At 32.3% G+C, this 11,515-nt stretch carries 13 protein-coding genes and 1 other annotated feature (1 of these 14 only partly in view); all 13 genes read left to right on the top strand.

The window, feature by feature from the left end; genetic code table 11:
- Positions 1 to 43: a binding site (T-box leader), on the top strand (it extends 184 nt beyond the left edge of the window).
- Between the two features lie 66 nt (positions 44 to 109).
- On the top strand, positions 110 to 943 hold the full coding sequence (locus tag K8M07_RS01925) for a transporter substrate-binding domain-containing protein (RefSeq protein ID WP_223376161.1): 834 nt from the start codon (positions 110 to 112) through the stop codon (positions 941 to 943).
- Positions 944 to 954: 11 nt separating this feature from the next.
- A complete protein-coding gene (locus K8M07_RS01920) occupies positions 955 to 1,611 on the top strand; it encodes an amino acid ABC transporter permease (RefSeq protein ID WP_223376160.1) in 657 nt (218 codons plus the stop codon).
- Entirely contained in the window at positions 1,604 to 2,332 is a 729-nt protein-coding gene (locus tag K8M07_RS01915) for an amino acid ABC transporter ATP-binding protein (protein WP_223376159.1), read from the top strand. Before K8M07_RS01920 ends, K8M07_RS01915 begins: the two co-directional genes overlap by 8 nt.
- Positions 2,333 to 2,554: 222 nt before the next feature.
- Complete coding sequence (gene pyrB / locus K8M07_RS01910) at positions 2,555 to 3,469, top strand: aspartate carbamoyltransferase (protein ID WP_223376157.1); 915 nt, start codon at positions 2,555 to 2,557, stop codon at positions 3,467 to 3,469.
- On the top strand, positions 3,470 to 3,898 hold the full coding sequence (locus K8M07_RS01905; protein WP_223376156.1) for an aspartate carbamoyltransferase regulatory subunit: 429 nt from the start codon (positions 3,470 to 3,472) through the stop codon (positions 3,896 to 3,898).
- Position 3,899: 1 nt separating this feature from the next.
- Positions 3,900 to 5,102 (top strand): dihydroorotase, encoded by a 1,203-nt coding sequence (locus tag K8M07_RS01900; protein WP_223376155.1) that lies wholly within the window; start codon positions 3,900 to 3,902, stop codon positions 5,100 to 5,102.
- Positions 5,089 to 5,952: an orotidine-5'-phosphate decarboxylase gene (gene pyrF, locus K8M07_RS01895; protein ID WP_223376153.1), complete on the top strand. Its 864-nt coding sequence runs from the start codon at positions 5,089 to 5,091 to the stop codon at positions 5,950 to 5,952. The genes K8M07_RS01900 and pyrF overlap by 14 nt, the downstream gene beginning before the upstream one ends.
- Positions 5,936 to 6,685: a dihydroorotate dehydrogenase electron transfer subunit gene (locus tag K8M07_RS01890; protein ID WP_223376152.1), complete on the top strand. Its 750-nt coding sequence runs from the start codon at positions 5,936 to 5,938 to the stop codon at positions 6,683 to 6,685. Before pyrF ends, K8M07_RS01890 begins: the two co-directional genes overlap by 17 nt.
- On the top strand, positions 6,678 to 7,580 hold the full coding sequence (locus K8M07_RS01885; protein ID WP_223376150.1) for a dihydroorotate dehydrogenase: 903 nt from the start codon (positions 6,678 to 6,680) through the stop codon (positions 7,578 to 7,580). Before K8M07_RS01890 ends, K8M07_RS01885 begins: the two co-directional genes overlap by 8 nt.
- Positions 7,581 to 8,141, top strand: coding sequence for an orotate phosphoribosyltransferase (pyrE, locus tag K8M07_RS01880; RefSeq protein ID WP_223376149.1), 561 nt, complete (start codon positions 7,581 to 7,583; stop codon positions 8,139 to 8,141). It abuts the gene before it with no gap.
- A gap of 132 nt (positions 8,142 to 8,273) precedes the next feature.
- A complete protein-coding gene (locus tag K8M07_RS12810; RefSeq protein WP_411741946.1) occupies positions 8,274 to 8,480 on the top strand; it encodes a putative holin-like toxin in 207 nt (68 codons plus the stop codon).
- A 483-nt stretch (positions 8,481 to 8,963) separates the two neighbouring features.
- Positions 8,964 to 10,193 carry a hypothetical protein gene (locus K8M07_RS01870; protein ID WP_223376147.1) on the top strand — a complete coding sequence of 410 codons (1,230 nt, stop codon included), beginning with the start codon at positions 8,964 to 8,966 and terminating at the stop codon, positions 10,191 to 10,193.
- On the top strand, positions 10,190 to 11,332 hold the full coding sequence (gene iadA, locus K8M07_RS01865) for a beta-aspartyl-peptidase (protein ID WP_223376145.1): 1,143 nt from the start codon (positions 10,190 to 10,192) through the stop codon (positions 11,330 to 11,332). Before K8M07_RS01870 ends, iadA begins: the two co-directional genes overlap by 4 nt.
- The last annotated feature ends 183 nt before the right edge of the window (positions 11,333 to 11,515 follow it).

Below are 11,515 nucleotides of genomic sequence, written 5' to 3'. Positions count from 1 at the left end.
AAATCAATTAGAGTGGCAACGCGGGCATATACTCGTCTCTTATATTATAAATATTATAATATAGAGATGAGCTTTTTTATTATAAAATATTAATAGTGAGGTGTATAAAATGAAAAAGAAAGTTAGTTTATTAATGGTAATCATACTTGTATTATCAAGCTTACTTGTAGCTTGTGTAGAGAGTAAAGAAACAGATTCAGGAAGTGAGAATTCAGAATTTGAAAGTTATTCATTGGAAGGTATTAAGAACAAAGGTAAATTAGTAATGGGAACAAGTGCAGATTATCCACCTTTTGAAACTCATATAATGGCAGAAGGAAAGGATCAAATTGTTGGATTTGATATTGAAATTGCAAAGCATATAGCGGATGAGTTAGGTGTAGAGCTAGAGATAAAAGATATGGATTTTGATAAACTTCTAGGTGGACTATCAACTGGAATGTTGGATATAGTAATTGCTGGTATGAATCCAAATTCTGAAAGGGAAAAGGAGGCAAACTTTACTGATATTTATTATGAAGCTAATCATTCTGTTTTAATTAATAAAGAAGATGCATCTAAAATTACTACACTAGAAGACTTAAATGGTAAAAGTATAGGAGTACAAATTGGAACGACTCAGGAAAAATTTGCTCAAGAAAAAATAGAAGATGCAGATGTAAAAAGTCTAGATGCAAATACAAATATAGTGATGAATTTAAAGACTAAAAAAATAGATTGTGCAATTATGGAATTAGCTGTTGCTGAATCCTTTGCAAATGAAAATGATGAGTTAATGGTTGTGGAAGATATAACTATTGATATAGGTTCTGAAGGTGTAGCAATAGCTGTGAAGAAAGGAAATGATGAATTAACAGAGAAATTAAATGAAATATTAGCTGATGCACAGTCCAAAGGACTGTTAGATGAATGGTTTGTTGAAGCAAATGAGCTTACTGATTAGGAGGAAAGGATTTGAACGTTGTAGAGTTATTTGTAGAATATAAGGATTATTATTTAATAGGGATTAAAACAACTTTATCAATATCTTTTTTAGCACTTATTATAGGAACTACATTAGGAGCTTTATTTAGTATTTTAAAACTATCAAAATTTAAGCTTTTAAAGCTTATTTCAACTGTATATATTGAAATAGTTCGTGGAACACCGATGATGGTACAGATTGCTCTAGTTTATTTTGGAAGTTATGTGGCTATGGGGATAAATATAGATGGATTTCTAGCTGCATTAATAGCTGTTTCATTAAATAGTGCTGCATATGTGGCAGAGATTATACGTTCTGGTATACAGTCCATAGATAAAGGACAGACAGAAGCTAGTAAAAGTTTAGGGTTATCTGATAGACAAACTATGAGATATATAATATTGCCACAGGCCGTAAAAAACATATTACCGGCTCTAGGAAATGAATTTGTTACCTTAATAAAGGAGACAGCTGTAGCTTCAACAATAGGAGTAGCGGATTTGATGTATACATCACAGATAGTGCAAAGTAGTAGCTTTCAGCCTTTCAATCCATTGATAATAGTAGCAGTAATATATTTTATATTTACATTTACATTATCTCAGTTAATAGGAGTATTTGAAAGGAGATTAGCACATAATGATTAAAATAGAAAATCTAAATAAATATTTTGGAGATAAACATGTATTAAAAGATATAAACTTAGAGATAGAAGATGGTGAGGTTGTTAGCCTTATAGGACCGTCTGGTTCTGGTAAGAGTACACTTATAAGGTGTATAGATTATTTAGAGGAGCCAACGTCTGGAGATATATATATTAACGGTAAAAATATAGCTAAATTAGGAAATGGAATAGATGAAATAAGACAACATATAGGGATGGTGTTTCAACATTTTCATCTGTTTCCCCACAAAACAGTTCTTGAAAATATAACTTTAGCTCCAATTTTAACAGGAAGATTAGCAAAGAAGAAGGCGAAGGAAAAAGCTATTGAACTTCTTAAAACCATGGATTTATTGGATAAGAAGGATGTATATCCAGACTCCCTATCAGGAGGGCAGAAACAAAGGATAGCAATTGCTAGGTCTCTTGCTATGGATCCAGAAGTGATGCTTTTTGATGAAGTTACATCAGCTCTTGATCCAGAAATGGTTGGAGAAGTTTTAAATGTAATGAAGGGGTTGGCTAAAACAGGTATGACAATGGTAGTAGTAACTCATGAGATGGCTTTTGCAAAACAGGTGGCAGATAGAGTAATATTTATGGCTGATGGTAAAATTGTAGAAGAGAATAATGCAGTAGATCTATTTGAGAACCCACAAAATTCTAGAACAAAAGAATTTTTATCAAAAGTACTAGAATATTAGATAGGGAACAATCTTTGTATTATTCAAGCTGTCCCTATTGACTTATATTATTTGATGTGATATATTAATTAAAATTAATGACCTTTAAATTGAACCAGAGAGTTCAGAAAGGGAAGCGTAAAAAATACGGACTATTTATGTCTTCCTTTATGTTGAGTTGAGGAAGACTTTTTTTACGCAAACCTTTAACTAGGTCTAAATAGACTAGGAGGAGGTAACATAATGAAACATCTGATTGATCCAATGGATTTTTCCTTGAAAGAGCTAGAAGATCTATTTGAACTAGCAGAAGATATTATTGAAAATGAAGATGATTTTAGGCATGCATGTGATCACAAAATATTGTCAACTCTATTTTATGAACCAAGCACTAGAACAAGGTTTAGTTTTGAGGCTGCAATGTTAAGGCTGGGTGGTCAGGTAATTGGATTTTCTGAGGCAAGCTCTAGCTCTGTAATGAAAGGAGAAAGTATACTTGATACTATTCGTACTGTAGGTTCATATGTAGATATTATTGCTTTAAGACATTCTAAAGAAGGAGGACCCAAATTCGCTTCTCAATATTCACCAGTTCCTCTAATCAATGCAGGAGATGGAGGACATCAGCATCCTACTCAAACTTTAACAGATCTGTTAACGATAAGGCAAGCAAAAGGCCAAATCTCTGATCTTACCGTTGGACTTTGTGGAGATTTAAAATTTGGTCGTACAGTTCATTCACTTATAAAAGCAATGTCAAGATATGAAAACATAAACTTCGTTTTAATTTCACCTCAAGAATTACAAATTCCCGAATATATAAAGATGGAAATATTTAATAAGAAAAGCATTCCTTTTGCAGAAGTAGAAAGATTAGAAGATGCAGTAGAAAGACTTGATATCCTCTACATGACAAGAGTACAAAAAGAGAGGTTCTTTAATGAAGAGGATTATATAAGGCTAAAGGATAGCTATATCTTAAATAAAGATAAATTAAAATTAGCAAAGAAGGACCTATCAATCCTTCATCCATTACCAAGAGTCAGTGAAATAAGCTATGAAGTAGACGATGACTCAAGAGCATGGTATTTTAGACAAGTTAAATATGGAATGTATATTAGAATGGCACTTATTATGAAGTTATTGGGGGTGATGTAATTGCTAAATATAGATAGTATTAGCAAAGGTATAGTAATTGATCACATAAATGCTGGATATGGTTATAGCATATTTAAATATTTAGGACTGGATAAGGCAGATTTTGCAGTTGCATTGATTATGAATGTTCCAAGCAAGAAGTTTGGTAAAAAGGATTTAATAAAGATTGAGAATGTTATAGATGTTGACTTGACCATGCTAGGATTTATAGACCCAAATATAACAATAAATATTATTGAAGATGAGAAGATCGTTAAAAAGATAAATTTATCATTACCAGAAAGAGTAGAAGGCATAATTGAATGTAAAAATCCTAGATGTATTACATCTGAAGAGAGGAATATAGTCCACAAATTTATTCTAATAGATAAGGAAAATGGGATATATAAATGTGAATACTGCGATCAAATCTATGCATGGGAGTGTTAAAATGGATATATTGATTAAAAATTGTAGGATTGTAGATGAAACAAAAGATCTAAACGGAGATATATATGTAAAGGATGGTAGAATAGAGGATTATGGGAGTAATATTAGCCTTGATTGTAAGACTATAGATGGCACAAATTTAGTAGTCATGCCTTCTTTTATAGATCTACATGCTCATTTTAGAGAGCCAGGTTACATCTATAAGGAGGATATAAGTAGTGGAAGCAAAGCTGCATTAAAGGGTGGGTATACTTGTGTAAATTTAATGGCAAATACTAATCCTATATGTAGCAGTATGGAAATTGTAGAATATGTGCTTAAGAAGGCTCGTGAACTGGATTTGATAGATATCCACCAGACTGTTTCTATAACAGAGGATTTTGATGGTAAGACTATTGAGCATTTAGAAAGTATAGATGATGGAGTCAAATTCATATCTGATGATGGTAGAGGAATTAAATCTAATCTGACCATGTATAGGGCATTGCTCTTGGCAAAAGAGAGAAATCTGACTGTAATAGTTCATGAAGAGGACGAAGAATTGATTGAATTAAATAATAGGTTATCTGAAAATATTATGACATTTAGAGATATATATTTATCAAAATTAACAGGTGGAAAATTGCACCTAGCTCATGTAAGTACCAAAGAAGCTATAGAAGTTGTAAGAAAAGCAAAGGATAAAGGGGTAAATATTACATGCGAGGTAACCCCACATCATATAGCACTATCTAACAGTGAGTATAGAGTAAATCCACCAATAAGAGAACAAGAGGATACCGAAACTATTGTTAAAGGGATTAGAGATGGAACGGTTGATGTGATAGCTACAGATCATGCACCTCATTCAAAAGTAGACAAAGAAAATGGTGCTCCTGGAATTTCAGGTTTAGAAACCTCATTTTCTGTATGTTATACAAGTTTAGTAAAATCAAATTTTATTTCACTAAACAGATTATCCCAGCTGATGTCAGCAATGCCAGGAAGGCTAATGGCAGTAAATAAGGGTAAAATAAAGCATGGATATGATGGGGATATAGTATTAGTTGATTTAAATGATAACTTTACAGTCAAAGCAGATGAGTTCAAATCAAAGGGGAAGAACACTCCCTTTGATGGGAGGGAGCTTTATGGAAAGGTAATAGCTACCATTAGAAAAGGCAAGGTTAAATACAATGGAGGTGTAGCTGTTGATAATAGATAGATTATATGATGAGGTTCAAAGGAAGGGCAATGTTTGTGTTGGATTGGATATAAGTATGGATTATATACCTGCTAATATAAGGGTAAAGTATCAAGATGTTGATGAAACAATATTTCAATTCAACAAGAGAATTATAGATAGCACTGTGGACATAGTTCCTATATATAAGCTACAAATAGCTTATTATGAGGCTCAAGGTATTAAGGGGTTAATAGCTTATAAAAAAACATTGGAATATATAAAGCATATAGGTTCTCTGTCCATAGGAGATATCAAGAGAGGCGATATATCATCTACCGCTAAAATGTATGGAAAGGCTCACTTTAAAGGTGATTTTGAGGCTGATTTTATAACCTTAAATCCTTACATGGGTTTTGACAGTATAACCCCATATTTAAGCTATATAGAAAAAGGAAACAAAGGAATATTTGTGTTGTTAAGGACTTCGAATCCTGGAGCAAGGGATATCCAATATTTAGATGTAGGAGATTCTTCTCTATATTACCATATAGGAGATAGATTAAGCCAGTTATCCTACAAACATATAGGTACTAGCGGGTATAGTCCTATAGGAGCTGTAGTTGGAGGCACTCATATAGATGAAGCTAAATCTATTAGAGATAGATATAAAAACATGTTTTTCTTAATTCCTGGTTATGGGCATCAAGGGGCAAAAGGCGAGGATGTAGCTCTTTATTTAAGAAAAGGAAATGGAGGGGTTGTGAATTCCTCAAGAGGTATTCTGTTAGCTTACAGGAAATATGAAGATGGTGAAGAATCCTTTGACAGATATGCAAGAGCTCAGGTGCTAGCCATGAAGGAGGATATTGAAAGTGAAAGAAGGTTATAGAGAAGTCATTGTTTATTCCAACAAACAAATAGCCTCTAATATATATGAAATGAAGGTTGTTTCAGATAAAGATGAGTTAAGGTTTGAAGGAAAGTCTGGACAATTCTATATGGTTAGAGGATGGGAGAGTTTGGATCCTTATCTTTCAAGACCTATTAGTATATGTAATATTGAAGAAGATAGATTAACTTTTTTATATGAAGTAAGGGGCAAGGGAACTCACCTTATCTCCACATTAGAATCTGGACATAGTCTAGAGATACTGGGTCCTTTGGGAAACGGATTTAATATTAATATAAAAGGAAACATTGCCCTAGTATCTGGAGGTATTGGTATAGCACCTATGATTTATTTGGCCAAATCTCTACATGCTAATGTAGATTTCTACTGTGGGTTTAGAAACGAAATCTACTATATAGATGAAATAGAGGAAAATGTAGAGAATATCTTTATATCTACAGAGGATGACTCAAAGGGTTACAATGGTTTTATAACAGAGATATTAAAACCAGAACAATATGATGTAATATTTACGTGTGGTCCTTTGCCAATGATGAAAAGAGTAGTAGAAATGTGCAAGGGGAAAGTACGAGTATATGCTTCTATGGAGAGTAGGATAGCCTGTGGGATAGGTGCTTGTTTAGGTTGCACCATAGAAACAAAATCCGGAATAAAAAGAATATGTAAGGAAGGGCCAGTTTTCTATGGAGAGGAGGTTTTGTTCAATGACTGATCTAACAGTAAATATATGTGGAACAGACCTAAAAAATCCTGTGATTGCGGCATCGGGAACCTTTGGATTTGGAAGGGAGTTTTCTGAATATTTTTCTCTATCAAGGTTAGGAGGTATTAGTTCAAAAGGATTGACATTGAATAGGAGAGAAGGAAATACTGGCATAAGAATATATGAAACTACAGGAGGACTTTTAAACAGTATTGGATTACAAAATCCCGGCATAGATGAGTTTATTGAAAATGAGCTTCCATTTATGGAACAGCAGGGAACTGTTATTATGGCCAACGTAGGAGGTAATACCATTGATGAATATATTAAAGCAGTTGACAAATTGAATGAGACCAATATAGACATTATAGAGTTAAACATATCCTGCCCTAATGTAAAGAAAGGTGGGATGGCATTTGGGATAAAAGCAGAAACTGCGTATAAGGTAGTATCAGAAGTAAGACAGATTTGTAAGAAGCCTTTAATAGTAAAGTTATCCCCCAATGCAGAAGATATAGTCCATATGGCTGAAAGCTGTGTAAAGGCTGGTGCAGATGGTCTTTCTCTTGTAAACACCTTTAGTGGTATGGCAATTGACATAAAGAGCAGGAAACCAATATTTGATAATATAATTGCAGGGTTATCAGGACCAGGTATAAAGCCTATCGCTCTTAGGATGGTATATCAGGTCTCAAAGGCTGTTGATGTTCCTATATTAGGTATTGGAGGCATAATGGATTATAAGGATGTGGTAGAATTTATTATGGTGGGGGCTTGGGCTATCCAAGTTGGCAGTGGAAATTTTAAAAATCCTAAAGTGACTTTGGACATAATAGAAGGTTTAAAAGAGTTCATGATTGAAGAAGGAATAAAATCATTGGAGGAGATAAGGGGGATTATTTAAATGTTGATTGATTTGTTGAAGGAAACGGAAGCATTATTAGAAGGACATTTTTTACTTTCATCAGGGAAACACAGTAACCGATATATTCAATGTGCTAAGCTTTTGATGCATCCAAATAAGGCTGAAAGTGCAATAAAACCAATAGTGGAAAAGCTAAAGGATCTTGATTTTGATATAGTAGTTGGTCCTGCAATGGGAGGAATAATAGTTAGCTATGAACTAGGCAAACAAACTGGAAAGCCTTCCATATTTGTAGAAAGAGAAGATGGAGAGATGAGATTAAGGCGAGGTTTTACTATAGAAAAAGGGCAGAAGGTTTTAGTAACTGATGATGTGATAACTACCGGCAAATCCTCTTTTGAAGCAATACAGGTAGTAGAGAAATTGGGAGGAAAAGTGGTTGGCATAGCCTGTATTGTAGATAGAAGTAGTGTAGATATGGGTTTCCCCATATATAGTGGGATAAAGCTTGATATAAAAACCTATGAAAAAGAAGAATGTCCTTTGTGTAAGGACAATATATCAGTGACAAAGCCGGGTAGCAGAAAAATAACTCAATAATAGCCTAAAAAGTAGTACTTAAATCCTGTAATCTAATGATTACAGGATTATTTGTTTCAATAGGTATTACTAACCAATTTATGGGTATAGATAACATTGTAATATTATTGTAATTGAAATAAAGTGTCATACATGGTAAAATCAAGAAAAGATAGTAGTATAAAGGTATCGGAATTAGCTAGAGTGGGATTACACCTCGTTTCAATAAAGGAAAGGGGGTGGTGCGATATGAATACATACGAATCCTTGTCTTTAATGATAAAATTTTCTATGTTTATAATATCGCTAATCTCCTTTATTGTCTATCTAATTGGAGATAGCAAAAAAGGAAATAAATGATCACCCTCTGAGCCAGTAAGGGTGATCATTTAGATTAATTGCCTTGGTGGAATCACACTTGTGCGATTCCGCTTACCTTATATATTATATCATTTAAAAAATATAAGTAAACCTAAATTTCATATTTTTTCTAAAATTTTTCTTACTAATTTCTTTTAGCTTAGAGCCAATATCTATATTTATATATTTCACTCCTTACATAATATGCTTAAATTATATTTATTGTTCATTAATAATAAATATTTTAGTGTTATAATATTTTATCTAAATATATATTATAATTTGATAGGTGTTCCTGCATTTATACCTCTTATAATAAATCAAGCATCGTTATTATGACTTGAAGAGAAGCAAAGATATAAAAGATGTAATAAAGAATATATATTTGGATAGGTTTAAAGAATGAAGGATTTTTCAAAAATATGTCGAATAGTTAATAGATAGTTGTTTTTATAAAAATAAAGAATAGTAAGGAGTAATTTTATGTCAATAAGATTATATTATCTTGCTTCACCTGTACATGACGAAAATAGAGTTAAACACAATAAGATGGAATTTTTAAGTGATGTTGAAAATTTAGTAGGAGAAAATTTTGAAGACTGTTCATTTGATGAAATTCAAAACAATAACCTTAATTTAATATTTGTTGCTACAGGTGGAGTAGAAGGACAATTTAAAGAAATTTATAGAGAGTTTAAGGAACCATATTTTCTACTTACCAATGGAGAGGATAATTCATTTGCAGCTTCATTGGAGATACTTACATTTCTAAAGCAACAAGGATTAAGAGGAGAGATACTACATGGCAGCATAGAATATGTTTCAAAAAGGATAAAAAGAATAAATAAGATAAATGAAGTAAAAGAAAAAATAAGGGGAATCAATATAGGAGTAATAGGTAAACCTTCTGATTGGCTTATAGCATCTAATGTTAATTATAAAGATTTAAATGAAAAGTTTGGAATAAATTCCATAGAGATAGGTACTGATGAATTATTAGAAGAAATAAGTAAAATAGATGAGAAGGACTTGGATTCCTTAAATGAAGATGAAAAAATAATGGTATTAAGGGAAAAAGCCTTTAATTCAGAGAGTTTTAAAGAAGCATTAAAAATATATGTTGCATTAGAACATATAGTCGATAAGTATGATTTAAAAGGTCTAACAATTAGATGTTTCGATCTATTATCTACAGTACACAATACAGCTTGTATAGGACTGTCACTATTAAATGATGAAGGGATAATTTTTTCTTGTGAAGGCGATGTGCCATCGTTGATTTCAATGTTGATATTAAATGCTTTAGCAGAAAAACCAGTATTCATGGCAAATCCATCTAGTATAGATATAGAAAGAAATGAATTAATTCTTGCTCATTGTACCATTCCACTGAATATGGTTGAAGATTATGTACTTGATACACATTTTGAATCTGGCATAGGGGTAGGTATTCATGGAGAAATCAAAGATGGACAGGCTACTCTATTTAAATTGAATAGTAATCTACAAGATTATTTTGTTAGCAGTATAGATATTAAGGAAAATCTATATCATAAAAATCTTTGCAGAACCCAGATTAGAGTATACATGGATAAGAACGTAGATTATTTTCTAACAAATCCAATGGGAAATCACCATCTGATATGTAAAGGCGATTATAGTGATATTTTAGATGAGTTTATGAAATATAGCCGTACAGGAGTGATACTATGATATTAATTAAGAATATAGAAGTATATTCTCCAAAGAATATTGGAATAAAAGATGTACTGATAACTAATGGAAGGATAACTTTAATTGATAAAGAAATTGAACAATTCAACAGAAATATAAAGATAATCGATGGGACAGGCAAAAAACTTATACCTGGTTTGATTGATAATCATGTTCATATAACAGGAGGCGGAGGAGAAGGGAGTTTTAAAACCCGTGTTCCAGAAATTACGTTATCTAAACTTATACAAGGTGGAATAACAACAGTAGTTGGGCTTTTAGGTACTGATTCAACTACTAGAAGTATTGAAAATTTAGTGGCTAAAGCAAAAGCGTTAAAAGAGGAAGGTATATCAGTATACGTTCATACTGGAGCATATGGATATCCAACCACTACGTTAACAGATTCTGTTAAAAAAGACATAGTATTTATTGAAGAAGTCATAGGGGTAAAAATTGCACTATCAGATCACAGATCTCCAAGTTTATCTCATGATGAATTAGCTAGATTAGCTTCAGATGCACGAGTAGCTGGTATGTTATCAGGAAAAGCTGGAATTGTAGTAGTTCATATGGGTGATGGCAGGAAAGGATTAAGTTTAATAAATGAAGTGCTAGAAGAGACAGAAATTCCTATTAGAACCTTTAGGCCAACGCATGTTAATAGAAAACAGGAATTATTGGTCGAAGCTTTTGACTATGCGAAAAATGGTGGAATAATAGATTTAACGTGTGGAATTTCTACAGATATGACACCAGCAAAGGTAATTCTTAAAGCACAAACAGAGGGAGTACCTTTAGAAAATATAACTATTAGTTCAGATGGATATGGAAGCTGGTCTAAATATGATGAATATGGAAACATAATAAAAATAGGGGCTTCATCTGTAAGCAGTTTATATAATGAACTTAAATACATGGTATTGGATCTAAATTTTGATATTGAAAATGCGTTAAAATTCTATACAACCAATGTATCCAAATCTCTTGGAATATATCCTAAGAAGGGAACCATTCAAGAAAGTTCAGACGCAGATTTAATAATTATAGATGAAAACATAGAAATTAATACAGTCATATCAAACGGAAAGATTATGTTCAATGATGGTCAAATAATAGTAAAAGGAACCTACGAATAGTAGACGAATGAACAGGTAATTTGTCCACTACATCAAATAAATATAAAAGAATATTCATACAGAAAAGTTACCATAAGCTAACACCTCGCAAATATTTGTGAGGTGTTTTTATATTAGGAAAAATTGATGATGATTATGTTGTTTATTGATCTGATATCCATATATTTAGGTATTATTTCCTAT

Origin of the sequence: Schnuerera sp. xch1 (genome assembly GCF_019931165.1) — a bacterium.
Lineage (GTDB): Bacteria > Bacillota > Clostridia > Tissierellales > Tepidimicrobiaceae > JAIOUP01.
This window is presented reverse-complemented; position numbering and strand designations above follow the sequence as displayed.